Here is a 24680-nt window from a genome sequence, read left to right on the forward strand (position 1 = left end):
AATGACCGCAACGCGTCACTATCTTCTCGCCGCCGGGGGGACCGGCGGCCACATGCTTCCCGCTTATGCGCTGGCGGGCGAGCTGATTTCGCGAGGCCACCGCGTCGCGCTGGTCAGCGACGACCGCGGCCTCAAGATTCCCGGCGCCCCCGCCGAACTCGAAACCCATGTCCTGCCCGCCGGGCGCGTCGCTGGCGGCCCCGTCGGCTGGGTCAAGGCGGCGCTGGCGATCCGCAAGGGGCGGCGCCTCGGCATCGAGTTGATCGATGAATTCGACCCCGCGGTCGTCGTCGGCTTCGGCGGCTATCCCTCGCTTCCCAGCCTGCTCGCCGCCAAGGCGACCAGGCGTCCGAGCGTGATCCATGAGCAGAACGCCGTGCTCGGCCGCACCAACCGGTTGATGGCCTCGCGCGTCGACGCGATCGCGGTCGCCTATCGCAACATCCATCGTTTCCCCGAAGCGCTGGCGCTCAAGCGCCACCTGACCGGCAACCCGGTACGCGAGGAGGTCATCGCGATCCGCGAGGAAGGTTATCCGCCGCTTCCCGAGGACGGCATCCTGCGGCTGCTCGTCGTCGGCGGCAGCCTCGGCGCGACGGTGCTCAGCGAGGTTGTTCCCGCCGCCATCGCGATGTTGCCGCGCGCCTTGCTAGACCGGTTGCAGATCGTCCAGCAGGCGCGCGAGGCCGACATCGAGGGCGTGCGCGCCAAATATGCCGAGCTGGGCGTTGCCGCCGAATGCGCCCCCTATTTCGCCGACATCCCCGACCGCATGCGCTGGGCGCATCTGGTGATTGCGCGCGCGGGCGCCTCGACCGTGTCCGAACTCGCCTGCGCCGGTCGCCCGGCGGTGTTCGTGCCCTATCCGCACGCGATGGACGACCATCAAACCTACAACGTCGCCGACCTCGTCGAAGCGGGCGGCGCAGTGTCCTTCGCCCAGCCCGATTTCACCGCCGCGGCGCTTGCCAAGCAGATCCAGCGCATGGCGCTCGAACCCGGCGCGCTCGAAGAAGCAGCGGTGCGCGCCGCGAGCTGCGGGCTTCCCGACGCGACGCGCGACCTCGCCGACCTCGTCGAATCGCTCGCCGCGCCGCCGATGATGGATGTCATCCGCGTCGGTGCGCCGTCGCGCTCGGCGGCGGTCGCGGGCGGCGTCGCCGCGACGCGTTCGGGGGACCGCTGATGCGCGGCGTCGCGACCGATATCGGCACCATCCACTTCATCGGCATCGGCGGCATCGGCATGTCGGGCATCGCCGAGGTGATGCACAATCTCGGCTATCAGGTGCAGGGCAGCGATATCGCCGACGGCTATGTGATCGAAGGCCTGCGCAAGCGTGGCATCAAGGTCGCGATCGGCCATGAGGCCTCGAATGTCGACGGCGTCGCGGTCGTCGTGACCTCGACCGCGGTCAAGCGCGGCAATCCTGAGGTCGAGGCGGCCCTGGCCGGCCGCATCCCGATCGTCCGCCGCGCCGAAATGCTCGCCGAGCTGATGCGGCTGAAATCGACCGTCGCGATCGCGGGGACGCACGGCAAGACGACGACGACCAGCCTCGTCGCGGCATTGCTCGACGCGGGCGGGATCGACCCGACCGTGATCAACGGCGGTATCATCAACAATTATGGCTCGAACGCGCGGCTTGGTGCGTCGGACTGGATGGTGGTCGAGGCCGACGAAAGCGACGGCAGCTTCCTGCGTCTCGATGGCACGATCGCGGTCGTCACCAACATCGATCCCGAACATCTCGACCATTATGGCAGCTTCGACGCGATCAAGGACGCCTTTGTCGAGTTTATCGAGAATGTGCCCTTCTATGGCGCGGCGATGCTGTGCCTCGACCATCCCGAGGTACAGGCGATCATCCCGCGCATCCGCGACCGCCGCATTATCACCTATGGCTTCTCGGCGCAGGCCGATGTGCGCGGCACCAACGTGACGCCCGGCGCCGACGGCAATCGCTTCGACGTCGTCGTGCGCGACCGCGACGGCAACAGCCGGACGATCGAGGGCATCCATTTGCCGATGTCGGGGCGCCACAATGTCCAGAACGCGCTCGCCGCGATCGCGGTGGCGCTGCACATGGGGGTGTCGGACGAGAAGGTCGCCTCGGGCTTCAACGGTTTCGCCGGGGTCAAGCGCCGCTTCACCAAGGTTGGCGAGATCGCAGCCGGAGAGGGCGTGGTGACCGTCATCGACGATTACGCTCACCACCCCGTCGAAATCCGCGCCGTGCTCTCGGCCGCGCGCGAAGGTGTCGGGGCAGGGCGCGTCGTCGCGGTCGTCCAGCCGCACCGTTTCACCCGGCTTCGCGACCATATGGACGATTTCCAGCAGGCGTTTAACGACGCCGATATCGTGCTCGCGCTGCCGGTCTATACCGCGGGCGAAAGCCCGATCGAGGGTGTGTCGTCGGACACGCTGGTGGCGGGTCTGCGCGATCGCGGGCATCGCCAGGCGTCGACCGTCGCCGACGCCGATGCGCTGGCGGCCGCCATCGCCCGGTCGATCGTCGCGGGTGACCTTGGTGCAGGCGACAAGATCATCTGCCTCGGCGCGGGCGACATCACCAAGATGGCGGCGGGTTTGGCCGCGGCGGTGGAGCGCGCGGCGTGACAAGCTTCTCCGTTCCCATCCCATCTCCGTTTGTGTCGAGCGAAGTCGAGACACGCCAGCGCAGCGCCACGCGTCCCTCGACTTCGCTCGGGACGAACGGGGAAGGGATGCGGTTGTGAGCGACCTTGCCACCCTCCCGGCCGTGCGCGGCAAACTGACGGCAAAGGCGCCGCTGGCCCCGCTCGTCTGGTTCAAGTCGGGCGGCCCCGCCGACTGGCTGTTCGAGCCGAAAGACGCTGACGATCTTGCCGATTTCCTCCGTGACCTCGACCCCGCAACGCCCGTCATGGCGCTCGGCCTCGGGTCGAACCTCATCGTTCGCGACGGCGGCTTCCCCGGCGTCGTCGTCCGCCTTGGCAAGGCCTTTGCCAAGGTCGAGGCGATCGACGCCACGACGCTGCGCTGCGGCGGCGGCGCCTCGGGCATTCTCGTTTCCTCGACCGCGCGCGACGCCGGCATCGCCGGCATGGAATTCCTGCGTTCGATCCCCGGCACCGTTGGCGGTTTCGTGCGGATGAACGGCGGCGCCTATGGCGGCGAGGTCAAGGATATATTGATCGACGCCGACATCGTGCTGCGTTCGGGCGAGCGTCGGACGCTGCCGCTCACCGACCTCGGCTATACCTATCGCCACAGCGAACTCCCCGAAGGCGCGGTCGTCGTCGGCGCGACTTTCCGCGGCCGCCCCGGCGAACCTGCCGCCATCCAGGCCGAGATGGACCGCATCTCGGCAAGCCGCGAGGCGTCGCAGCCTTTGCGCTCGAAGACCGGCGGTTCGACCTTTAAGAACCCCGACGGCCACAAGGCCTGGCAGCTCGTCGACGAGGCAGGCTGCCGCGGCTTCGCGGTCGGCGGCGCGCAGGTCAGCGAGAAGCACACCAATTTCCTCATCAACACCGGCGAGGCGACAAGCGCCGACATCGAAGCACTCGGCGAGGAAGTGCGCCGCCGCGTGAAGGCGAAGAGCGGCGTGGAATTGCAATGGGAAATACAGCGCGTGGGAGTGGCGAAGTGACCAGCCATCTCGACGCGTCCGAACAAAAGGTCGTCGACGACATTCGTGATTACGGGTGCAGTGTCATGCATGTCTTTGACGCCGACGGCGACTTGCCAGAGTTCAGCTACTCGATCGGCTTCCCCGAAACGGTCGAGCAGCCCGAAGTCATCGTCTTTGGCGTCAAACGAGAAGTGCGTCACTTTATGATCAATGAAATTCAACGCCAATGCGTGGAGGGATTGAAGCTGCAGGACGGCTTGCGAATATCCGGCCTGATCGAGGGTTGGAACTGCGTGGCCAAATACGTCACCGACGCGGGGGCGATCCACGAGCATTTCGGTTGGGCGCTCTGGTATCACGATGCGCAACGTGACGCGGCGATGCACGATGCTTTCCAGATTGTCTGGCCCGGTGCAGAACAGGGCTTGTTTCCGTGGGAGCCGGATTGCGATCCGATCGTGATGGAGAGACAGCCCGCGCTATATGAAGGGGCGGCGCAATGACCCGCGGCCCCTGGCATGTTGCCGTCCTGATGGGCGGCTGGTCCGCCGAGCGCGAAGTCTCGCTGATGAGCGGCAAGGGCATCGCCGACGCGCTGGAATCGCGTGGGCACCGGGTCACGCGCATCGACATGGACCGCGACGTCGCGCGGCGGCTCGCCGATGCCAATCCCGACGTCGTGTTCAACGCGCTCCACGGCGTCCCCGGCGAGGACGGCACCGTGCAGGGCATGCTCGACCTGATGGGCCTCAAATATACCCACAGCGGTCTCGTCACCTCGGTGATCGCGATCGACAAGGAACTGACCAAGCAGGCGCTCGTCCCGCATGGCATCCCGATGCCGGTGGGGACGATGGTCGACAGCGAAAGCCTGTTTTCGGTCGACCCGCTGCCGCGCCCCTATGTCCTGAAACCGGTCAACGAAGGCTCGTCGGTCGGGGTCGCGATCGTCAGGGACGACAGCAACTACGGCAACCCGATCGCGCGCGGCGCCGTCGGGCCCTGGCAGGAATTCGACCGGCTGCTCGCCGAACCCTTCATCAAGGGCCGCGAACTGACCGTCGCGGTGCTCGGCGATCAAGCGCTCGGGGTCACCGAACTGCGGGTGAAGTCGGGCTTCTACGACTATGACGCCAAATATACCGACGGGCTGACCGAACATGTCTGCCCCGCCGAGGTGCCCGACGACGTCGCGGAGCGCATGAAGGACCTTGCCGTGCAGGCGCACCGCCTGCTCGGCTGCAAGGGCGCCTCGCGCTCCGATTTTCGCTGGGACGACGAACAGGGCCTTGCGGGCATCTTCCTGCTCGAGGTCAACACCCAGCCGGGGATGACGCCGCTCAGCCTCGTGCCCGAACAGGCACGCGCGATCGGCATGGATTATGCGGAACTGGTCGAACGCATCGTGGGGGAAGCATTATGAGCCAGAAGATCAAGCGGCCGACGTCCGCGCCGCGCCGCCCGGCGCGCGCGCCGAAAAAGCGCAAGACGATCAAGACGTCGCGCGTCGACGCGGTGATCAACGCGCTGCCGATCAGTCCGCAGCGGCTGCAGCAGGTCGCCAACTGGACGATCGGCCTCGGCCTGTTCGCCGTGGTCGGCCTTGCCGCCCATGCGACGGGCGTGACGGCAAAGGTGCAGGAGGAATATGCGCAGGCGGTCGGCCGCGCCGGCTTCCAGGTCAAGAAGGTCGAGGTCGTCGGCGCCGACCGCATCGACCGGCTCAAGGTCTATGACATCGCGCTGGCGCAAAAGGACCGCTCGATGGCGGCGCTCGACCTCGAAGGGGTGCGCGGCGACCTGATGAAATATGGCTGGATCAAGGATGCGCGCGTCTCGCGCCGCCTGCCCGACACGCTCGTCGTCGACATCGTCGAGCGCACCCCGGCGGCGATCTGGCAGCACTCGGGCCGGCTGTCGCTGATCGACGAAAATGGCGTCGTCCTCGAACCCGTCACCATCGCGACGATGCCCGACCTGCCGCTCGTCATCGGGCCGAAGGCGAACCAGCGCTCGCAGGACCTCGACCGCCTGCTCGCCGAGGCGAGCAGCCTCAAGGAATTGCTCGCCGGCGCGACCTGGGTCGGCAACCGTCGCTGGGATCTGCGTTTCCGCAGCGGCGAGACGCTGTCGCTGCCCGAAGGCGAGACCGAGGCCAAGGCCGCGCTCGCCAAATTCGCGCATATGGACGGCGCCAACCGGTTGCTCGGACGCGGTATCCTGCGCTTCGACATGCGCGACCCCAACCGTTTTGTGCTACGCTTGCCGCACGAAGGTCAGGTGGCGCCCGCGAAGCTCGAAGGCGCGCGCGCCGCCGCCGACGCGCTGGCCGCGGCGACCGCGGCCGAAGAAGGATAGGGCGATGGCGCCGCCGCGCATCGAGAAAATCATCACCGCGCTCGATGTCGGGTCGTGGAAGGTGTGCGCGCTGATCGCGGGGCAGACCGCCGACGGCGCGCTCCACGTCCTCGGCACCGGTCAGCGCGAAAGCCGCGGCGTCCAGCGCGGCTATGTCGCCGACATGGAACAGACCGAACATGTCGTGCGCGAGGCGATCGAACAGGCCGAGCGCATCGCCGGGCTCAACATCGACGATGTCTGGGTCGCCTTCTCGGCGGGCAGCCTCTTGAGCGACGTCGCTCCGATCGAAAGCGAACTCGGCGGCCATCGCATCGAACAGGAGGATGTCGACGACCTGCTCGCCGCGGGCCGCGCCGGCATCGATCCCGAAGGCCGCATGATCCTCCACGCCCAGCCCGCGCTCTACACGCTCGACGGCCTCACCGGGGTCAAGAACCCCATCGGCCTCCACGCCGACCGGCTCGGTGTCGACATCCATATCATCATGGCCGATGGCGCCCCGGTGCGGAACCTCGAGGCCGCGGTGCGCCAGGCGCATCTCGACGTCAACGCCGTGGTCGCCTCGCCGATCGCCGCCGGGCTGTCGTGCCTGTCGGATGAAGAACGCGACCTCGGCGTCGCGCTCGTCGAGCTTGGCGCGTCGGTGACCACCGTGTCGCTCTATGCCGGCGGCATGCTCGTCGAAATGGCGTCGCTGCCCTTCGGCGCCAGCGACATCACCGACGATATCGCCTCGGCTTTCGGCATCCGTCGCAGCCAGGCGCAGCGCCTGCAGAGCTTCTACGGCTCGGCCTCGGCCAGCCCGCGCGACAACAACGAGATCATCGAACTCGAACCCGGCGCGCCGAGCGGATCGGAATCGCCGCGCATCACCCGCGCCCAGCTTGTCACGGTGATCCGCCAGCGCCTCGACGCGATGATGGGAGAGATCGGCAGGACGTTGAAAGACCTGCATTTCGTCGGCCCGATCGGCCGCCAGGTGGTGCTCGTCGGCGGCGGCGCCGACCTGAAGGGCATCGCCGACTACACCCAGAGTGCGCTCGGCCGCGCCGCGCGGGTCGGCCGTCCGAAGGGGCTGCTCGGGCTGCCCGACGCGCATTCGGGACCGGCTTTTGCGACGCTCGCCGGGCTGGTGCTTTACGCCGCGTCGGACCCGGTGGACCTGCGCGACCTGCCGATGATGTCGCAGGACGTCTATCGTCCGCGCAGTACCGGAATTATCAATCGCCTGATGGCTGCACTTAAAAACAGTTTCTAGCGACGAGTTGCGCGAAAGGGTTAATTTTTTGAGTGATTCCGGCGTCACAATAGTGCAATGCGGTAACGGATATCGGGGCGGCGGGACCACCGCCCGTGGGTCGCACGATGAGGAAGCGGCAAGGGTTCGCCGCTGCAGGGAGATTATTTGATGAGCATCAATATTGGCCCGCCGCAGGTCGATGAGCTGAAGCCGCGGATCGCGGTGATCGGCGTCGGCGGTGCCGGCGGCAATGCCATCGCCAACATGATCGCGGCCAAGGTCGAAGGGGTCGATTTCATCGTCGCCAACACCGACGCGCAGGCGCTGAACGCGTCGCCGGCCGAACGCCGCATCCAGCTCGGCGCGCAGATCACCCAGGGCCTCGGCGCGGGTTCGCGGCCCGAGGTCGGGCGCGCGGCGGCCGAGGAAACGATCGCGCAGGTCGAGGACGCGCTCGACGGCGCGCACATGTGCTTCATCGCGGCCGGCATGGGCGGCGGCACCGGGACCGGTGCGGCGCCGGTGATCGCCAAGGCGGCCCGCGACCGCGGCATCCTGACCGTCGGCGTGGTGACCAAGCCCTTCATGTTCGAAGGCGCGCGGCGCATGCGCTCGGCCGATGCCGGCATCGCCGAGCTGCAGGACCATGTCGACACGCTGATCGTCATTCCGAACCAGAATCTGTTCCTGGTCGCCAACCCGAACACGACCTTCAAAGAAGCCTTCACCATGGCCGACGAAGTGTTGCAGCAGGGCGTGCGCGGGATCACCGACCTGATGGTCATGCCCGGCCTGATCAACCTCGACTTCGCCGACGTGCGCAGCGTGATGCGCGAAATGGGCAAGGCGATGATGGGCACCGGCGAAGCCGAAGGCGACGGCCGCGCGCTCGAAGCGGCGCAAAAGGCGATCGCCAACCCCTTGCTCGACGGCGTGTCGATGGCGGGCGCCAAGGGCGTCATCGTCTCGATCGTCGGCGGCGAGGACATGCGCCTGATGGAAGTCGACGAAGCCGCCAACCACATCCGCGAACTCGTCGATCCCGACGCCAACATCATCTGGGGCAGCGCCTTCAACGAAGCGCTGCAGGGCAAGATCCGCGTGTCGGTCGTCGCGACCGGCATCGACGGCACCGGCGAAGCCGCACCGGCTCCCGCCGCGACGCGCAGCTTCTCCTTCGCTCCGGCGCGCAGCGCGGCACCCGCCGCGGCGCCGGTCGTCGAAGAGCCTGTCGAGGAAGCGCCCTTCGAAGCGGCGGTCGAGGCTCCGCCCGTTGCCGCCGATCCGGCGCCGGGTTTCTCGCTCGGCGACAGCGCTCCGTCCGCGCCCGCGGCACGCGTCGAGGAAGAGCCGATGGAACTGTCGAACATCGCCGCGACCTACGACGACACGGCGGATGAGCTGGTCCTCGGGCAGCCCGAAGCGGCGGCTCCGGCCTATCAGCCCGCTCCGGCGCCCGAACCCGCCGCCGACGAGGCGCCGTCGCGCGCAATCGGTGGCGGCACCCTGTTCGAACGCATGTCGCGCCTGTCGCGCGGCGCCGCGCCGGCCGAGGGTGAGGAAGAGGGCAAGGAAGACGGGGTCGATATCCCGCGCTTCCTTAACCGCCAGAACAACCAGTAACGGGGCGATCATACCGCCGCCGTCCTTCAGGGCAGGGCGGCGCGGAAATCGGGATGAATTGGCCCATGCGGCGAACGATGAAGTCGGGCAGGCCGGGACGCGCGGCGCGTCATGCGCTCGCGCTTTCCGCGCTGTGGCTTGGCGTGCTGCCGCTCGCGGCCGTGCAGGCCCAGGTCACGCCGCCCGACGCGGCGACGCGCGCCGCGATGGAAAAGCGCACCGCGGCGCGAACCTTGCTGTCGTCGGCGCTGGCGCGGATCGCCGCGAACAGCACCGACGGCCCCGCGCTGCTCGACGCCGGACGCGCATCGATCGAGCTTGAGGATTATCGCGCCGCGCTCGGTTTCCTGACCCGCGCCGAACAGGCGAACCCGCGCGACGGCGCGGTCAAGGCTGCGCTCGGATCGGCGATGGTCCATATGGAAAATCCGACCCGCGCCCTCGACTATTTCGGCGAGGCGCAATTGCTCGGCGCGCCTGAGCGGATTTTCCTCTCCGACCGGGGTCTTGCGCGCGACCTGCTCGGGCAGCAGGACGCGGCGCAGCGCGACTATCAACTCGCGCTGTCGCTGGCACCGAACGATGAAACGCTGCGCCGCTACGCGCTGTCGCTGGGGATCGCCGGCGAGGCCGACCGCGGCGTGCAACTGCTGTCGGGCCAGCTCCGCACGCAGGATCGCGGCGCCTGGCGGATGCGCGCGATGATCCTCGCGATCAACGGCCGCAACGGCGAGGCGACCGAGATCGTCAACGCGACGATGCCGCCGCAGCTGGCGCAGAATATCCTGCCTTATCTGGTCCAGATGGACCGGCTCAACCCGGCGCAGCAGGCCGCCGCCGCGCATTTCGGCCGCTTCCCGTCGGGCAACCTCGGCCCGCCGCGCAAGCCCGTGCAGGTCGCCGCGGCCGTGCCGCCGCCCGCAGCGGCGCCGTCGACGACCAAGCCTGCGGCGTCCAGGCCCGACCGCCGCCGCCCCAGCGAGCGCGATCGGGCACGCGGGACGCTGACGCCCGTCAGCGCGACGCCGCCGCCGGTAACCGTCCGCCGCGCCCCCGATCCGGCGCCCGTCGCAACGCCGCCACGGCAGGCGCCGAGCGTCGCCGTCGCCAGCGCGACGCCGGTTCGGACCACGCCGGTGCCGGCCCGTCCCGCGCCCACGCCCACGCCCACGCCTGCACCGGCGCCTGCGCCTGCGGCTACGACGGTCGCTCGCGTCGATGCCCCGGCTCAGGCGGTTCCGGCCGCCAGCCCGCCGCCCGCCGCGACGACGTCGGCACCGATCGGCGTCGCGATCCGCGACGGCGGTCCGGTCGGTCCCGGCTTCTCGATCTCGGACATCGGCCAGCCCGGCGCGGCGACGCCGGCGCCCGGCGCCGCGGCTCCCGCTCCGGCGTCCGCCGAGATGGCGCAGGCCGACGCGCCGCCGCCGCCGACCTCGGCCGTCGCGGCATCGCCGACCTTCGCGCCGACGCCCTCGGCGCCGCTCGCCTCGCTCGCCGATATCGTCGGTTCGCTCGAAATCCCCGCCGAGGAAATGGCGCCCGCCAGCGAAGCGGTCGACGCGGCCACCCTCGCCAAGCTGCGCGACGACAAGCGCAAGGCCGATGCCGCTGCCGAGGCGAAGCGCGTCAAGGACGACGCCGCGGCCAAGGCCAAAGCGGAAGCCGATGCGAAGGCCAAGGCCGAAGCGGCTGAAAAGAAAGCGAACCCGGCACGCATCTGGGTGCAGGTCGCGACCGGCGCCAATGCGAAGGCGCTGGCGACCGACTTCGGCAAATTCGCCAAAAAGTCTCCGGCGCTGTTCAAGGGCAAGGCGGGCGGCACCACCGAATGGGGCAAGACCCGCCGCCTGCTCGTCGGGCCGTTCAAGGACAAAAAGAGCGCCGACACCTGGCTCGCCGATTACAAAAAGGCGGGCGGCGACGGCTTCCTCTTCAACAGCGACGCGGGCCAAGACGTCGATCCGGTCAGATGAGCACGGCAGCGGTCGAGATAGATCCTCCCCATCGCGAAGCGTTGGGGAGGGGGACCGCCGCGAAGCGGTGGTGGAGGGGTTTCGACGCTGGCGTCCTTACCCCTCCGTCAGCGCTCCGCGCTGCCACCTCCCCAACGCTACGCGATGGGGAGGACCTCGATGGCCTCCGTCTCTGACTGCGCCAGCGATCCGCTGCAAAGTCGCGGACGCCGCCATGAAGAGGTCGGCCGCGTCGTGCGCGGGCCGCGCGACGCGTTCCAGCGCGACCGCGACCGCATCATCCACTCGATCGCCTTCCGCCGCCTGCGCCACAAGACGCAGGTGTTCGTCGCCCCCGATCTCGATCATTATCGCGTCCGCCTGACCCACAGTATCGAGGTCGCGCAGATCGGCCGCGGCATCGCGCGCGCGCTGGGGCTCAACGAGGATCTGACCGAGGCGCTCTGCCTTGCGCACGACATCGGCCATCCGCCCTTCGGCCATGCCGGCGAGGATGCGCTCAAGGCCGCGATGACCGACCATGGCGGCTTCGACCACAACGACCACACGCTGCGCACGCTTGCGTGCCTCGAATGCCCCTATCCGTTGTTCGACGGGCTCAACCTGACCTGGGAAACGCTCGAAGGGCTCGCCAAGCATAATGGCCCGGTCAAATATCCCGGCTGGGCGCTCGCCGCGATCGACGCCGAATTTCCGCTCGACCTCTCCAGCCATGCCAGTCTCGAGGCGCAGATCGCGGCGGTCGCCGACGACATCGCCTATGACAATCACGACATCGACGACGGGCTGCGCGCCGGGCTGCTCAGCCTCGACCAGCTGATGGCCCAGCCGTTCGTCGCCGCCAATTTCGCGGCGGTCGAGGATCGCTTTCCCGGCGCTCCGCGCGACCGCTTGCTGCGCGAACTGGTCCGCGACCAGATCGGCGTCATGGTCAACGATGTGATCGCTGCGACGCGCGCCAATGTCGCCGACGCGGGCGTGACGAGCGCCGCCGAAGTCCGCGCCGCCGGCCGCACCCTCGGCGGCTTTTCGGGTGAACTGGCGCGCAAGGAGCGCGATCTCAAGCGCTTCATGTACGCCAATCTCTATCATCACCCCGAACAGGTCGCGGCGGCCGAGGCGGCGAACCAGATCATCGCCCGGCTCTTCGCCGCCTATGCCGACAATCCGCGCCTGATGGGCGCCGACTGGTCGGCGCGGGTGCCGGGCGAAGAATGCGCGACAGTGCGCCATATCGGTGACTATATAGCCGGCATGACCGACCGCTTCGCCATCGACCGCTATGCCGAAATCTTCGGCCGCGGCGAAGTGCCGCCCGCGCTGGCGCATGTCTGAACGATGCGGGGCGCTCTTGCTGTCCCGTTGCTCGCCATGACCCTGATCCTGACAGGCTGCGAGGACCCTGCTGCGCCGCCGAAGCGAAATGGCGCGGATGAGCGTGATGGACGCGTCGCGATGGCGTTTGACGAATATGCATTCAGGCCCGAATTACCGAAGGACGCTTTTGTCTGTGCGGCGATGAGCGACACGCATCCGCACGGTTTCTTCTTTCGTGTTGGTGCACGCTATGCCGATTGCGATGCCGCACGTGACGCCGCCGCAAATGATCGTTGGGTCGCTGTCTGGGCCGACCACAATGCGATGGAGCATCGATCGCTGAAAGACGCCGGCTGCACGCCGGAAGTGCCGAACGCCGCGTTGACGCCAATGGTTGATAAATGGCGGAAACTCGGAATGGAGGTAGAGCAATGCGCGCCCGCCGGAAGCCGGAACGGCACCATCGAACTGAAACTTCTTTCGCCCGGTCGCGAAGCGATAGGTAAGGAAGCACTGCCACGTTTTCTTTACACGTTTCGGATGGAAAGCCCCGACAGGCATTTCGGGCGCGATCTGTCATTGTTTGCGCGAATGCTTGAGAGCGCCGAATTTGGCGCGCCCGATTGAAGGAAGATCGCATGACAGAGTCCGGTGGGAGAACATTGCTCATCGGCGCGACCGGGATGGTCGGCGGCGCGGTGATCGCCAACGCGGGCGCGCTGTCGTTGACCGTTCTCGTGCGCCGCGAAATGGACGATCTGCCCGAAGCGCATGCGCTGCTCGTCGCGCCGCCCGAGCGCTGGGCCGACATCATCGCGATCGAGCGCCCGCGCGTCCTCATTTCGTGCCTCGGCACGACGATCCGGCAGGCGGGGTCGGAAGCGGCGTTTCGCGCCGTCGATCACGACCTGATCCTCGCGGCGGCGCGCGGCGCGCGCATGGCGGGGGCGACGCAGATGATCGTCGTCAGCTCGGTCGGTGCCGCGGCGAAGAGCCGAAATTTCTATCTCAGGACCAAGGGCGAGACCGAGGACGGGCTGCGCGCGCTTGGTTTCGAGCGGCTCGACATCCTGCGCCCCGGCTTGTTGATGGGCGACCGCGCCGGGCCGAAACGGATGGGGGAGGGGATCGCGATCGCCGCGGCGCCCCTCGCCGATGCGCTGCTGCACGGCTCGCTGCGCCGCTATCGTTCGATTCCCGGCGAAACCGTCGCGCGGGCGATCGTCGCGCTGGCCGGAAATGCGCAGCCCGGCGTGCGCATCCATGAAAATGACGCGATGCGGCGGCTCGCCGATTGACTCTGCGATAGGCGGCCGCCAAGGCTCGGGCGTCTGTCGAAGATCGCAAGAGATTCGACCGGCCGCGCGGGAGAGCGCGAGGGCGGGGTCACCCGTGCTTCGCCACCGAAGGAGCAACCGCCCCGGAAACTCTCAGGTCAAGCGGACCGCGCAGGCCGGAACGGACACTCTGGAAAGCGTTCCAGCCACAGGCTGGAGCCACCGAAGGGGTAACCTCATGATATCATGGGGGAAAACTCTCAGGTTCCCGTGACAGAGGGGGCATGGCGACAAGGCGGCACCCGCGCCGCTCCTTGCCGTGCTTGAAACGGGAGTTCGCGATATGCGCGATGATCGAGAAGATAGTGAAGTCGTAGAGGTCGCCACCGAGACCCTGCCGCTCGACGCCTGGCACCGCGAAAAGGGCGGCCGCATGGTCGAGTTCGCCGGCTATTGGATGCCGATCCAGTATGACGGCATCATGGCCGAACATCTGTGGGTCCGCGAAAATGCCGGGCTGTTCGACGTCAGCCATATGGGCCAGCTCTACCTCTCGGGCGAAGGACTCGACGAGGCGCTCGAGGCGCTGATTCCCGGCGATGTGAAGAGCCTCGCGGTCGGGCGGATGCGTTATTCGCTGCTGCTTGCCGAGGATGGCGGTATTCTCGACGATCTGATGCTCAGCCGCTGGCCCGAGGGCATCTATATGGTCGTCAACGGCGCGGTGAAGTGGGAGGATATCGGGCATCTGCGTGAAGCGCTTCCCGACGCGATCACGATCAACCATTTCGAAGAACGCGCGCTGCTCGCGCTGCAGGGTCCCAAGGCGTTCGACGCGCTGAAGCGCCACACCACCGGCAAATGGGGCCTCGACGCCCTCGTCTTCATGATGGGTGGTCCGTACCAGATCGGCGGCGTCGATGCCTGGATCAGCCGCTCGGGCTACACCGGCGAGGACGGCTTCGAGATTTCGGTCGACGCCGACAAGGTCCAGTACGTCGCCGACCTGCTCTGCGGCGAACCCGAGGTAAAACCCATCGGCCTCGGCGCGCGCGACAGCCTGCGCCTCGAAGCCGGCCTGCCGCTCTACGGCCACGACCTCGACCCGACCATCGATCCGATCGAGGGCGATCTGGGTTTCGCGATCCAGAAGCGCCGCCGCGAGGAAGGCGGCTTTCCCGGCGCGGCGCGCATCCTCGGCCACTATACTGACGGAAGCCCGCGCAAACGCGTCGGGCTGCTCGTCGACGGCAAGCTGCCGGTGCGCGAGGGCGCCAAGCTGTTCGACGGCGAGGACGAGATCGGCGTCGTGACCTCGGGTGGTTTCGCCCCCAGTGTCGGCGCGCCGATCGCGATGGGTTATGTCCCGCGCGACCATGCCGTCCCCGGCACGTCGGTCGCCGCCGAAGTCCGCGGCAAGCGCGTGCCTTGCACCGTTGCCGCGACGCCATTCATTCCACACCGCTATGTGCGCAAACAGGGAGGCTGACCGATGCCGCGTTATTATACCGAAGAACATGAATGGATTGACGTCGATGGCGATGTCGCGACCGTCGGCATCACCGACTTCGCGCAGGGCCAGCTCGGCGACATCGTCTTCGTCGAGGTCCCCGACACCGGCGCCGAGCTTACCCAGGGCGGCGACGCCGCGGTGGTCGAATCGGTGAAGGCGGCGAGCGACGTCTACGCCCCCGTCGACGGCACCGTGACCGAAGGCAATGGTCAGCTCGAGGAAGACCCCGCGCTCGTGAATTCGGACCCCGAAGGCGAAGGCTGGTTCTTCCGCATGACGCTGAGCGACAAGAGCCAGCTCGAAGCGCTGATGAACGCGACCGCGTACAAGGCCTTCTGCGACGATCTTTGATCCAAGTCCCCCTCCCGCAAGCGGGAGGGGTTAGGGGAGGGCCTGTCAGGGGACGCGCCTTCCTTCGAACAAGCCCTCCCCCGACCCCTCCCGCAAACGGGAGGGGGGAGAATCGACAATGCGTTACCTCCCGCTCACCCCCGCTGACCGTTCGGCCATGCTCGCCACCATCGGCGCTGCGACGATCGACGACCTGTTCATCGACGTCCCCGCCGAAGCGCGGCTCGACGGTCCGATTGCCGATCTGCCCGGACATGCCAGCGAACTCGCGGTCGAGCGTCATATGGGCGCCTTGGCACGGCGCAACCGCGCGGCGGGCGACGGGCCCTTCTTCCTCGGAGCGGGCGCGTACCGCCACCATGTTCCGGCGAGCGTCGATCATCTGATCCAGCGCGGCGAGTTCCTGACCGCCTACACGCCGTACCAGCCCGAAATCGCGCAGGGCACGCTGCAGATGCTGTTCGAATTCCAGAGCCAGGTTGCGCGTCTGCTCGGCACCGACGTCGCCAATGCGTCGATGTACGACGGCTCGACAGCGTGCTGGGAAGCGGTCGTGATGGCGCGCCGCATCACCAAACGGTCGAAAGCGCTCTTCTCGACCGGCGTCCACCCGCATTACCGCAGCGTCGCGCGGACGATGGCAAAATATACCGGCGACGCGCTGGTCGAGGGCGACCCCGAACTGGTTCCCGGCACCGACTGGGCCGCGCTCGCCGCCGCGGTCGACAAGGAGGTCAGCTGCGTCGTCGTGCAATATCCCGACATCCTCGGCCGCATCGATGACATGGCTGCGCTCGCGAGCGCCTGCCAGGCAGCGGGCGCGCTGCTGATCGCCGTCGTCACCGAACCCGTCGCGCTCGGCCTGATCAAATCGCCCGGCGAGATGGGCGCCGACATCGTCGTCGGCGAGGGCCAGTCGATCGGCGTCGGCCTGCAATTCGGTGGTCCTTATGTGGGCCTCTTTGCGTGCAAGGCGAAATATGTCCGCCAGATGCCGGGGCGTCTGTGCGGCGAGACGGTCGACGCCAATGGCAAGCGCGGTTTCGTGCTGACGCTCTCGACGCGCGAACAGCATATCCGCCGCGAAAAGGCGACGAGCAATATCTGCACGAACAGCGGGCTTTGTGCGCTGGCGTTCAGCATTCACATGACGCTGCTCGGCGAAGCGGGGCTGCGCCAGCTCGCGTCGATCAATCATGGCCGCGCCAAGGCCGCCGCTGCCGAACTGGCGAAGGTGCCGGGCGTGTCGGTGCTGAACACCACTTTCTTCAACGAGTTCACCTTGCTGCTGCCGACCGCCGCAAGGCCGGTCGTTCACCAGCTTGCCGAGCGCGATATCCTCGGCGGGGTTTCGCTCGGCCGCCTCTATCCCGACAATGCGGGCCTCGAAAATGGGCTCGTCGTCGCGGTTACCGAAACCTGCACGGCGGAGGATATCAGCGCCTTTGCCGCGGCGCTGAAGGAGGTGCTGGCATGAGCACGCCCAACGCATCCGGCTGGCGCCCCGAAATGAACGCGGGCGGCGCCGACGACAGCACGACCTTCACCGGCAACCGCGCGCTGATGCTCGAAGAGCCGCTGATCTTCGAGATCGGTTCGACCGAAACCACCGGTGTCGATTTCGACGAGGCGCCCTCGGCGTTCGACCTCGGCGGCCTCGCACGCTCGGCGCCGATCGGCCTGCCGGGACTCAGCGAAGGCGAGACGGTCCGCCACTATACGCGCCTGTCGCGCCAGAATTACGCCATTGACCTCGGCCTCTTTCCGCTCGGAAGCTGCACGATGAAGCACAATCCGCGCCTCAACGAACGGGTCGCGCGGATGCCGGGCTTCGCCGACATCCACCCGCTCCAGCCGCAGGAAACGGTACAGGGCGCGCTCGCGGTGATCAACGAACTGGCGATGTGGCTGATCAAGCTCACCGGCATGCACGGGGTCGCGATGACCCCCAAGGCCGGCGCGCATGGCGAACTCTGCGGCATCCTCTGCATCAAGGCCGCGCTCGAAGCGCGCGGCGAGGACCGGCGCGTGCTGCTCGTCCCCGAAAGCGCGCATGGCACCAACCCCGCGACCGCGGCCTTCGCAGGCTTCAGCGTCGAGGATATCCCCGCGACCCCGGAAGGCCGCGTCGACCTCGCAGCGCTGAAAGCGCGCCTCGGTCCCGACGTCGCCGGCGTGATGATCACCAATCCCAACACCTGCGGCCTGTTCGAGCGCGACATGAAGGCGATTTCGGACGCGGTGCATGCGGCGGGCGGTTATGTCTATTGCGACGGCGCCAATTTCAACGCGATCGTCGGCAAGGTGCGCCCCGGCGACCTCGGCGTCGATGCGATGCACATCAATTTGCACAAGACCTTCTCGACCCCGCACGGCGGCGGCGGCCCCGGCTCGGGCCCGGTCGTGCTGTCGGAGGCGCTCGCGCCTTATGGCCCGATTCCTTATGCCGCGCGCTACGCCGACGGCTCGTTCAAGCTGGTCGAGGAAGAAAGCGCGGGGGCCGAACATCCCGACACCTTCGGCCGCATGACCGCCTTTCATGGTCAGATGGGCATGTTCACCCGCGCGCTGACCTATATGCTCAGCCACGGTGCCGACGGGCTGAAGCAGGTCGCCGAGGATGCGGTGCTCAACGCCAACTATATCCTGCGCAGCCTCGACGATGTGCTCGAGGCGCCGTTCGGCGGTTCGGGTCCGTGCATGCATGAGGCGCTGTTCACCGACAACGGCCTGGCCGAAGGCTTCTCGACGCTCGACATCGCCAAGGGGATCATCGACGAGGGTTATCACCCGATGACGGTCTATTTCCCGCTCGTCGTCCATGGCGCGATGCTGATCGAACCGACCGAGACAGAGAGCAAGGCGGTACTCGACCAGTTCGTCGGGGCACTGCGCAGCGTCGCGCTGCGCGCCAAGAATGGCGATCCGGCGCTCAAATCGGCGCCGCATTTTGCCCCGCGCGCGCGGCTCGACGAAACGGCGGCGGCGCGCAAGCCCATCCTGACCTGGAGCGAACCGGTCGTCGCCTCCGGCACCCCGTCGCTTAGCGAGATCGGCGGCAGTTGAGCGAGGCGTCCGCCAGCGCGCGTCCGTCGGGTCCGGCCGGATGCCTGATCGGCGGCGCGTTGTTCGCGGTGGTCTTCGTCGCGGTCTGGCTTGCCGCGATCACCCTCTACGGGCTGGTGGTCGAGCAATGGGAACTCGTGCGCGTGCGGCGCGAATTCAGCTATGACTGGGTGTTTCTCTATGCCCCGCTGATTGCCGCCGGCCTCGGATTCGTCGCGGCCTTCTTCGCGACCCGGCGCTTCTCGGCGGCGCGGCTGACCTTGTTGATCGTCGTCACCGGGCTGATCGCGCTGTTCGCGGGCATCCTGCTCTTCGGGCTTGGCGGACTGCTCTGACGCTGGCAAGGCACGGGGGCACCGCGAACGAGGGGACGATCGATGAGTTGGGATACACTGTTTCTGCTGGCCAATTACTGGGCGATTGCGGGCTGGATCGTCCTCGCCTTTGCGCCGCGCGGGCCGCGCCTCCTGTCGCTGGTGATGTATGCCGGCGTCTTTCTCCTGTGCCTCACCTATGCGGTGCTGATCGTCGGCTTTCTCAGCGGAGCGATCGATCCCGGCGGACCGGGCACCGACGGTAACCTGACCTCGCTCGCCGGGGTGATGAAGCTATTCGATACCCCCGGCGGGACGACGATGGGCTGGATCCATTATCTCGCCTTCGATCTGTTCACCGGCATGTGGATCGCGCGCGATGCCGACCAAAAAGGCTTCAGCCGCGTCGTGCAATTTCCCTTCCTGTTCCTGACGCTGATGGCGGGGCCGGTCGGCCTGTTCCTGTGGCTGATCGTTCGCGAGCGCCGCGCGCGGGCGCACGCCAAAGCCGCGAAGTGACACCGCGACCCTGGATGCCGGGCGACGGCGGCGAAGCGGCCAAGCGTCACGCCCCCGCAACGACCCGCAACCGCGACGCGATCGCCGCGGTGCTCGCCGACTGGCTGCCGCCCGCCGGAAAGGCGCTGGAGGTGGCGAGCGGTTCGGGCGAACATGCGGTGCATTTCGCGGCCGTCTTTCCCCGTCTGCACTGGCAACCGAGCGACCCCGACCCGGCCGGGCTGGTTTCGATCGCCGCCTGGAGCGCCGACGCGGGCCTCGTGAATATCGCGCCGCCGCTCGCGCTCGACGCGTCGGCGGCCGGCTGGCCGATTGCGAACGCCGATGCGATCCTGTGCATCAACATGGTGCATATCAGCCCGTGGGCGGCGACGCTTGGCCTGTTCGCGGGTGCCGGCCGGCTGCTGGCGCCCGGCGCGCCGCTGATCCTCTACGGACCTTATTTCGATCCCGCTGTGTCGACCGCCGAAAGCAATCTCGCCTTCGATGCCAGTTTGCGGGCGCGCAACCCGGCATGGGGGCTGCGCGACCTCGATGCGGTCCGGGCTGCAGCGGCGGATGCCGGGCTGGATTTCGCCGAGCGGCGGGCGATGCCCGCGAACAACCTGATGCTGCTCTTCCGTCGGGCCTAGGCGCCCTGCGGCGTTCCCTGCCCCTCGGGTGGCTGGCGCGCATAATCCTCGGGCGTGATGTCCAGCCGTTCGATGCGCGGCGTGAATTCGCGGCGCCGCATGTTGGTGCCGGTGGCATCGTCGGTCCAACGGGCCGTCAGCGAATAGCGCTCGACCATGTAGAAACCCGGATTCACGCCGTCACTTCCCGGTTTGAGCGGAGCGTAGACGCGCCCTTCGAGATGCGTCACCACAGGGGCCAGCCACTGGGTGCCGCCGCTCGAGCGCAACACCTCGATATCCGATACCTTGCCCGACGGCGTGACCCAGAATCCGATGTCGGCCCATTTGCCGATCGAATTGAGCGCGACCAGCCGACGCGACGTATCGCCAGCCGCAATGGACAGGAAGCCGGCGCTCGTGACGCTATCGGCCATGCTCTGGGTGGCGGGGTTGCGCATGGTGTCGATGCCCGGCGGCTTGATCGGGGATGCCGCGATCAGGATCGGCCGCGCGGCGCCGCCCTCGGCGGCGAATTGCCGCAGCAGGGCGCTGGTCGAATCCGACCGGCCCGCTTTCCGGTCCATGCGCGCCAGCGATACCTGCGCGACGAGCCGCAGGTCGTCGGTGCCCGGAAGCGGATCGGCGATGATGTCGCCGAGCATCGCGCGGGCGCGCTTGCGGTCGGCGGATAGATTGCTGTCCTCTGCCGCGACCTGTGCGAGCACCGCCTGCCGCAGCCGCGCATATATGGCGATGCGGTTCAGCCCACGGCCCAGCGCCTGCGCTTCGACGTCGGCATAGATACGCGCGGCCTCATCGGGGAAGCCGAGCTTGGCACGGCTGTCGCCCACCTCGATCTGCGCGCCGAGTATCCGCGGATCGTCGCGGTCGAGTCCTTCGCGCAGCGTATCGCGCATCGCGAGCACCGACGACTGAAAGCTGCGGGCTTCGCCGACATGTTCGGCGACACGGCCGTTGGCGCGATAGAGGTCGGATACCGGAACCGGGAAGGCCCGGGCCTGCGCCTTGTTGCGGTCGATCGACTTCAACAGCGTCGAGCGTGCATCCTTGTACGCGCCGGCGAGAAACTGGTTCTCGGCATGCGCGAGCGTCGCCGCGACGTCCTGGTCGGGCGGACAGGCGCGGGCGAGGCACGCGGCAAGCGCCGCGGCGGTCTCGCCGAGCGGCTGGCCGGTGACGATGATGGGGCCGTCGGTTTCGGCGGCAAGCGCAGGCGCGACCGACAGGGTCGCGGCGAGCGGGGCGAGAATAACAAGGCGACGCATCGACCTTCTCCCTTCACGCTATTGTGTGCGAAGGGTCTCATGAAAGGCGCTCTTCGTCAATCGGACCCGGTCAACCCGTCTTGTCGTCGTCGATGATCGGCCGCTGGTAATTTTCGGGGGTGATGTCGAGCCGTTCGATACGCGGGGTCGCTTCGCGGCGGCGCATGTTGGTGCCCGTCGCGTCGTCGGTCCAGCGCGCGGTCAGCGTATAGCGCTCGATCATGTAGAAGCCGGGGGTCGCATCATTGTCGGTGCGGCGCAGCGGCGCATAGACGCGGGTCTGGATTTGCTTGAGCACGGGTTTCAACCATTGCTTCGTGCCTTCGCCGCGCAGCACCTCGATATCGCCGACGCGGCCGTCGGCGTTGATCCAGAAACCGACATCGGCCCATTTGGCGATGCTGTTGAGCGCGGTTAGCCGCTGTAGCGTGTTCGCCTGCGGCTGGTCGTTGCCAAAATCCTGGGTCAGGTCGATGCGCTTGATCGGTTCGCTGAACAGCAGCAGCGGGCGCGTCGCGCCGCCCTTGGCGGCGAAATCCTTCAGGATCGCCTCGGTCGAGCTTGCGTCGCCCTTCTTGCGGTCCATGCGCGCGCGCATGACCGTCGCGACGAGCGCGAAATCCTCGCCCCCGGCGAGCGGTTGCGCCGTGATCTCGTCGAGCTTTGCGCGGGCCTTGGCATAGTCGGCGTCGAGACCCGAGGCTTCGGCTTCGGTCTGCAGCAACAACGCCTGGCGCACGCGCGAGAACATCGCGACGCGGTTCTGCCCACCCGCCAGCGCATCCTTTTCGACATCCTGATAGATGCGTTTCGCTTCGTCGGGGAAACCCAGCTTGGCGCGGCTGTCGCCGACCTCGATCTGCGCGACCATCACACGCGGGTCCTTTTCGCCGAGTCCGGCCTTCAGCGTGTTGCGCATGTCGAGCACCGACAGCTGGAAATTCTTCGCCTCGCCGACATGTTCGGCGACGCGGCTGTTGGCGCGGAACAGGTCGGAGACCTCGACCGGATATTTGGTCCCGAACTTGCGGTTGCGGCCGATCGACTTGAGCAATGTCGTGCGCGAATCCTTGTATTCGCCCTGCAGCAACTGGTTTTCGGCATGGGCGAGCGAGGCTGCGACATCCTCGTCGGGCGGGCAATTGCGCGCGAGGCATGCCGCGAGCGCGTCGGCGGTGTCCTTGAGCGAACGGCCGGTGACGACGATTTCGGGGTCGCCGTTGGTCTGCGCAGCGGCGGGAAGGGCGAAGGCCGAGGCGAGCAGCAGGATCGACAGGCGGGTCTTGGTCACATGAGTCTCCGTGCGGGCGATGGCCCGGCTGTATTATTTTGATAATCCACCATAGAGGGATTGCCCAGGTGTCGCAATAAGTTGGGGGCGCCGCGATGCAATGGTCGCCCGCCCAATGCACCGCGCGCTTCGACGAACGCCGGACGTCGTGCGGGATTGCATAGAGAGCGAACTATCCGCAAGATGGCGGACGACACGCGACGCGCGGACGGCTTGTCAAACCGCCCGCGACGTTGTTATCAGGCTTGAGAATTGCCGAGAACGGCATCCGGGAGAGATTTATGAAAGCGCTGGCCGACCTTCTGACCTTTGACGAGTTCCTCAACCACTGGGCGGCCGACCGTCCCGGCCGGCTTGCGCTGCGCGAGGAGGACCGCGAGTTCAGCTATGCCGAACTCGACGATCTGACCGCCAGGGTCGCGAGCGCGCTGATCGGTGCGGGCCTGACGAAGGGCGACCGCATCGCGTGGATCGGCAAGAACAGCGACCTCTATTTCCAGCTCTTCTTCGGCGCGGCGCGCGCGGGGATCGTGATGGCGCCGATCGGCTGGCGCCTGTCGCCCACCGAATGGGCCTATGTCCTCAACGACACCGGCGCCAAGATTCTGTTCACCGGCCCCGGCTTCGAGGCGGTGGCGCAGCAACTCGCCGGCAAGCTCGACCATGATCCGCGCATCGTGGGTGATGGCGAAGCCCGTGCGCTGATCGCCGCGACCCCGCGCGCGGCCTTCGAGGGCTCGGGTCCCGACGACGCGGTGCTGCAACTCTACACCTCGGGCACCACCGGCAATCCCAAGGGCGCGGTGCTGTCGAACCGCAACCTCTTCGCGCTGCGCCGCAATTCCAGCGACCTCGACCTGCCCTATACCAAATGGGAGGATGACGAGGCGGTGCTGGTCGCCATGCCCTGCGCGCATATCGGCGGCACGGGGCTCGGCATCATGGCGCTCGCGGCGGGGCTTCCCGGCGTCGTCCTCGCCGAATTCAACCCCGACGGCGTGTTCGACGCGGTCGAGCATCATGGGGTGACGCGCTTCTTCATCGTGCCCGCGGCGCTGCAGATGCTGCTGCTCCACCCGCGCTGCGCCGAGACCGATTTCAGCCGGCTCAAATATATCCTCTACGGCGCCGCGCCGATCCCGCTCGAACTGCTGCGCCAGTGCATCAAGATGTTCGGCGCCCAGTTCATCCAAGCCTATGGCATGACCGAAACGACGGGCACGATCTGCATGTTGCCGCCCGAGGACCATGATCCCGAGGGCAATCAGCGCATGCGCTCGGCGGGCAAGGCGCTGCCGGGAGTCGAAATCCGCATCCTCGGCGACGACGGGCAGGCGGTGCCGGTGGGCGAAGTGGGTGAGGTCGTGACCCGCTCGTCGAACAATATGATCGGATACTGGAACCTGCCCGAGGCGACGTCGAAAACGATGACCGCCGACGGCTGGATCCACACCGGCGACGCGGGTTATCTCGACACGGACGGCTATCTTTATATCCACGACCGGATGAAGGACATGATCATCTCGGGCGGCGAGAATGTCTATCCGGCCGAGGTCGAGAGCGCGATCTTCGGCCATCCGGCGGTGCAGGAGGTCGCGGTGATCGGCATCCCCGATCAGAAATGGGGCGAGACGGTGAAGGCCGTCGTCGTGCCCAAGCCGGGCATGAGTATCGACGAGGCCGACATCATCGCCTGGGCGCGCGAACGCATCGCCGCGTTCAAGGCGCCGCGCAGCATCGACGTGATCGAGGCGCTGCCGCGCAACGCCAGCGGTAAGATCCTGCGCAAGGACCTGCGCGCGCCCTATTGGGAAGGGCGCGAACGGATGGTGAATTGACCAACGGCGAGGCCCTCCTCGAAGGCCGCTGCTTGTGCGGCGATGCCGGCTGGACGCTTACCGGCGATCCCGGTTCGATCACGGCCTGCAATTGCACCTTGTGCCGTCGCTATGGCGCGCTGTGGGCCTATGACTATGAGAATGAGCGCATTCGGATTACCGGGCCGACGGCTACTTTCGCGCGCCGCGGCAAAGCCGATCCGGCACTCGAAATCCATTTCTGCCCGAGTTGCGGCTGCTTGCTGAGCTGGCGCGGTTTGCGGCCGGAGGAAGATGGACGGCGCCGCATGGCGGTCAACATCCGCCTCGCCGAACCCGACGCGGTGGCCGGCCTTCCGATCGACCATTTCGACGGCCTCGACAGCTTCGAGGACTTGCCGGACGATGGCCGCTGCGTGCGCGATATGTGGAGCTAGTGCGGCCCGGCCGCCGTCTTGCGACACAGGGGCGGCGCGCCTAGGATAGCCGAGACGCCCCA

At 67.5% G+C, this 24680-nt stretch carries 23 protein-coding genes and 2 riboswitches; of the genes, 21 read left to right on the forward strand and 2 right to left on the reverse strand.

Annotated elements, in window-relative coordinates; genetic code table 11:
• Position 1 precedes the first annotated feature (1 nt).
• The 19 genes from murG to AC07U1_RS12085 all read left to right on the forward strand — a co-directional run bounded on the left by murG (position 2) and on the right by AC07U1_RS12085 (position 19805).
• Positions 2-1186 (forward strand): undecaprenyldiphospho-muramoylpentapeptide beta-N-acetylglucosaminyltransferase, encoded by a 1185-nt coding sequence (gene murG, locus AC07U1_RS11995; RefSeq protein WP_495176358.1) that lies wholly within the window; start codon positions 2-4, stop codon positions 1184-1186.
• The gene (gene murC, locus AC07U1_RS12000; RefSeq protein WP_495176357.1) at positions 1186-2619 is read left to right on the forward strand and encodes a UDP-N-acetylmuramate--L-alanine ligase; all 1434 of its coding nucleotides are present in this window, start codon (positions 1186-1188) and stop codon (positions 2617-2619) included. Before murG ends, murC begins: the two co-directional genes overlap by 1 nt.
• Positions 2620-2734: 115 nt before the next feature.
• Complete coding sequence (gene murB / locus AC07U1_RS12005; RefSeq protein WP_495176356.1) at positions 2735-3634, forward strand: UDP-N-acetylmuramate dehydrogenase; 900 nt, start codon at positions 2735-2737, stop codon at positions 3632-3634.
• On the forward strand, positions 3631-4119 hold the full coding sequence (locus tag AC07U1_RS12010; RefSeq protein WP_495176355.1) for a DUF4262 domain-containing protein: 489 nt from the start codon (positions 3631-3633) through the stop codon (positions 4117-4119). The genes murB and AC07U1_RS12010 overlap by 4 nt, the downstream gene beginning before the upstream one ends.
• Positions 4116-5039 (forward strand): D-alanine--D-alanine ligase, encoded by a 924-nt coding sequence (locus AC07U1_RS12015; RefSeq protein ID WP_495176354.1) that lies wholly within the window; start codon positions 4116-4118, stop codon positions 5037-5039. Before AC07U1_RS12010 ends, AC07U1_RS12015 begins: the two co-directional genes overlap by 4 nt.
• The gene (locus tag AC07U1_RS12020; RefSeq protein WP_495176353.1) at positions 5036-5974 is read left to right on the forward strand and encodes a cell division protein FtsQ/DivIB; all 939 of its coding nucleotides are present in this window, start codon (positions 5036-5038) and stop codon (positions 5972-5974) included. Before AC07U1_RS12015 ends, AC07U1_RS12020 begins: the two co-directional genes overlap by 4 nt.
• A 4-nt stretch (positions 5975-5978) precedes the next feature.
• Positions 5979-7235, forward strand: a complete 1257-nt coding sequence (gene ftsA, locus AC07U1_RS12025) for a cell division protein FtsA (RefSeq protein ID WP_056346903.1) — start codon at positions 5979-5981, stop codon at positions 7233-7235.
• 150 nt (positions 7236-7385) lie between these two features.
• Positions 7386-8840 (forward strand): cell division protein FtsZ, encoded by a 1455-nt coding sequence (gene ftsZ / locus AC07U1_RS12030; protein ID WP_187138934.1) that lies wholly within the window; start codon positions 7386-7388, stop codon positions 8838-8840.
• Positions 8841-8905: 65 nt separating this feature from the next.
• The gene (locus tag AC07U1_RS12035; RefSeq protein ID WP_495176352.1) at positions 8906-10816 is read left to right on the forward strand and encodes a tetratricopeptide repeat protein; all 1911 of its coding nucleotides are present in this window, start codon (positions 8906-8908) and stop codon (positions 10814-10816) included.
• 159 nt (positions 10817-10975) lie between these two features.
• Positions 10976-12151 (forward strand): deoxyguanosinetriphosphate triphosphohydrolase, encoded by a 1176-nt coding sequence (locus AC07U1_RS12040; protein ID WP_495176351.1) that lies wholly within the window; start codon positions 10976-10978, stop codon positions 12149-12151.
• Positions 12152-12187: 36 nt separating this feature from the next.
• Positions 12188-12760 (forward strand): hypothetical protein, encoded by a 573-nt coding sequence (locus AC07U1_RS12045; protein WP_495176350.1) that lies wholly within the window; start codon positions 12188-12190, stop codon positions 12758-12760.
• A gap of 11 nt (positions 12761-12771) precedes the next feature.
• Positions 12772-13431 (forward strand): Rossmann-fold NAD(P)-binding domain-containing protein, encoded by a 660-nt coding sequence (locus AC07U1_RS12050; RefSeq protein ID WP_495176349.1) that lies wholly within the window; start codon positions 12772-12774, stop codon positions 13429-13431.
• Positions 13432-13488: 57 nt separating this feature from the next.
• Positions 13489-13590, forward strand: a riboswitch (glycine riboswitch).
• Positions 13591-13697, forward strand: a riboswitch (glycine riboswitch). It abuts the riboswitch before it with no gap.
• Positions 13698-13753: 56 nt separating this feature from the next.
• A complete protein-coding gene (gcvT, locus tag AC07U1_RS12055; RefSeq protein ID WP_495176348.1) occupies positions 13754-14899 on the forward strand; it encodes a glycine cleavage system aminomethyltransferase GcvT in 1146 nt (381 codons plus the stop codon).
• Between the two features lie 3 nt (positions 14900-14902).
• Positions 14903-15274 (forward strand): glycine cleavage system protein GcvH, encoded by a 372-nt coding sequence (gene gcvH / locus AC07U1_RS12060; RefSeq protein ID WP_056346911.1) that lies wholly within the window; start codon positions 14903-14905, stop codon positions 15272-15274.
• Between the two features lie 118 nt (positions 15275-15392).
• Complete coding sequence (gcvPA, locus tag AC07U1_RS12065; protein ID WP_495176347.1) at positions 15393-16751, forward strand: aminomethyl-transferring glycine dehydrogenase subunit GcvPA; 1359 nt, start codon at positions 15393-15395, stop codon at positions 16749-16751.
• Entirely contained in the window at positions 16748-18340 is a 1593-nt protein-coding gene (gene gcvPB / locus AC07U1_RS12070; RefSeq protein WP_495176346.1) for an aminomethyl-transferring glycine dehydrogenase subunit GcvPB, read from the forward strand. Before gcvPA ends, gcvPB begins: the two co-directional genes overlap by 4 nt.
• Positions 18337-18675 (forward strand): hypothetical protein, encoded by a 339-nt coding sequence (locus AC07U1_RS12075; protein WP_495176345.1) that lies wholly within the window; start codon positions 18337-18339, stop codon positions 18673-18675. Before gcvPB ends, AC07U1_RS12075 begins: the two co-directional genes overlap by 4 nt.
• Before the next feature lie 42 nt (positions 18676-18717).
• Positions 18718-19173, forward strand: coding sequence for an ABA4-like family protein (locus tag AC07U1_RS12080; RefSeq protein ID WP_495176344.1), 456 nt, complete (start codon positions 18718-18720; stop codon positions 19171-19173).
• A 14-nt stretch (positions 19174-19187) separates the two neighbouring features.
• Positions 19188-19805: a DUF938 domain-containing protein gene (locus tag AC07U1_RS12085; RefSeq protein WP_495177457.1), complete on the forward strand. Its 618-nt coding sequence runs from the start codon at positions 19188-19190 to the stop codon at positions 19803-19805.
• Here AC07U1_RS12085 and AC07U1_RS12090 read toward each other — a convergent pair.
• Both AC07U1_RS12090 and AC07U1_RS12095 read right to left on the reverse strand, forming a co-directional pair.
• Positions 19802-21073 (reverse strand): hypothetical protein, encoded by a 1272-nt coding sequence (locus AC07U1_RS12090; RefSeq protein ID WP_495176343.1) that lies wholly within the window; start codon positions 21071-21073, stop codon positions 19802-19804. The genes AC07U1_RS12085 and AC07U1_RS12090 overlap by 4 nt on opposite strands.
• Before the next feature lie 70 nt (positions 21074-21143).
• Entirely contained in the window at positions 21144-22364 is a 1221-nt protein-coding gene (locus AC07U1_RS12095; RefSeq protein ID WP_495176342.1) for a hypothetical protein, read from the reverse strand.
• A gap of 281 nt (positions 22365-22645) precedes the next feature.
• Between AC07U1_RS12095 and AC07U1_RS12100 the strand changes: the two genes are divergently transcribed.
• Positions 22646-24202 carry a fatty acid--CoA ligase gene (locus AC07U1_RS12100; protein WP_495176341.1) on the forward strand — a complete coding sequence of 519 codons (1557 nt, stop codon included), beginning with the start codon at positions 22646-22648 and terminating at the stop codon, positions 24200-24202.
• On the forward strand, positions 24199-24618 hold the full coding sequence (locus AC07U1_RS12105) for a GFA family protein (RefSeq protein ID WP_495176340.1): 420 nt from the start codon (positions 24199-24201) through the stop codon (positions 24616-24618). The genes AC07U1_RS12100 and AC07U1_RS12105 overlap by 4 nt, the downstream gene beginning before the upstream one ends.
• Positions 24619-24680: the final 62 nt, after the last annotated feature.

The organism is Sphingopyxis sp. GW821-FHT02C12, assembly GCF_059421785.1.

Excerpts from the sequence above, each read along its gene's own strand:
- gcvPA (WP_495176347.1), top strand. The coding sequence starts at position 15,393 with ATGCGTTACCTCCCGCTCACCCCCGCTGACCGTTCGGCCATGCTCGCC.
- AC07U1_RS12040 (WP_495176351.1), top strand. The coding sequence starts at position 10,976 with ATGGCCTCCGTCTCTGACTGCGCCAGCGATCCGCTGCAAAGTCGCGGA.
- AC07U1_RS12020 (WP_495176353.1), top strand. The coding sequence starts at position 5,036 with ATGAGCCAGAAGATCAAGCGGCCGACGTCCGCGCCGCGCCGCCCGGCG.
- AC07U1_RS12100 (WP_495176341.1), top strand. The coding sequence starts at position 22,646 with ATGAAAGCGCTGGCCGACCTTCTGACCTTTGACGAGTTCCTCAACCAC.
- AC07U1_RS12080 (WP_495176344.1), top strand. The coding sequence starts at position 18,718 with ATGAGTTGGGATACACTGTTTCTGCTGGCCAATTACTGGGCGATTGCG.
- murG (WP_495176358.1), top strand. The coding sequence starts at position 2 with ATGACCGCAACGCGTCACTATCTTCTCGCCGCCGGGGGGACCGGCGGC.
- gcvT (WP_495176348.1), top strand. The coding sequence starts at position 13,754 with ATGCGCGATGATCGAGAAGATAGTGAAGTCGTAGAGGTCGCCACCGAG.
- AC07U1_RS12035 (WP_495176352.1), top strand. The coding sequence starts at position 8,906 with ATGCGGCGAACGATGAAGTCGGGCAGGCCGGGACGCGCGGCGCGTCAT.
- AC07U1_RS12090 (WP_495176343.1), bottom strand. The coding sequence starts at position 21,073 with ATGCGTCGCCTTGTTATTCTCGCCCCGCTCGCCGCGACCCTGTCGGTC.
- murC (WP_495176357.1), top strand. The coding sequence starts at position 1,186 with ATGCGCGGCGTCGCGACCGATATCGGCACCATCCACTTCATCGGCATC.
- AC07U1_RS12085 (WP_495177457.1), top strand. The coding sequence starts at position 19,188 with ATGCCGGGCGACGGCGGCGAAGCGGCCAAGCGTCACGCCCCCGCAACG.
- AC07U1_RS12015 (WP_495176354.1), top strand. The coding sequence starts at position 4,116 with ATGACCCGCGGCCCCTGGCATGTTGCCGTCCTGATGGGCGGCTGGTCC.
- ftsA (WP_056346903.1), top strand. The coding sequence starts at position 5,979 with ATGGCGCCGCCGCGCATCGAGAAAATCATCACCGCGCTCGATGTCGGG.
- ftsZ (WP_187138934.1), top strand. The coding sequence starts at position 7,386 with ATGAGCATCAATATTGGCCCGCCGCAGGTCGATGAGCTGAAGCCGCGG.
- gcvPB (WP_495176346.1), top strand. The coding sequence starts at position 16,748 with ATGAGCACGCCCAACGCATCCGGCTGGCGCCCCGAAATGAACGCGGGC.
- AC07U1_RS12045 (WP_495176350.1), top strand. The coding sequence starts at position 12,188 with ATGACCCTGATCCTGACAGGCTGCGAGGACCCTGCTGCGCCGCCGAAG.
- AC07U1_RS12050 (WP_495176349.1), top strand. The coding sequence starts at position 12,772 with ATGACAGAGTCCGGTGGGAGAACATTGCTCATCGGCGCGACCGGGATG.
- gcvH (WP_056346911.1), top strand. The coding sequence starts at position 14,903 with ATGCCGCGTTATTATACCGAAGAACATGAATGGATTGACGTCGATGGC.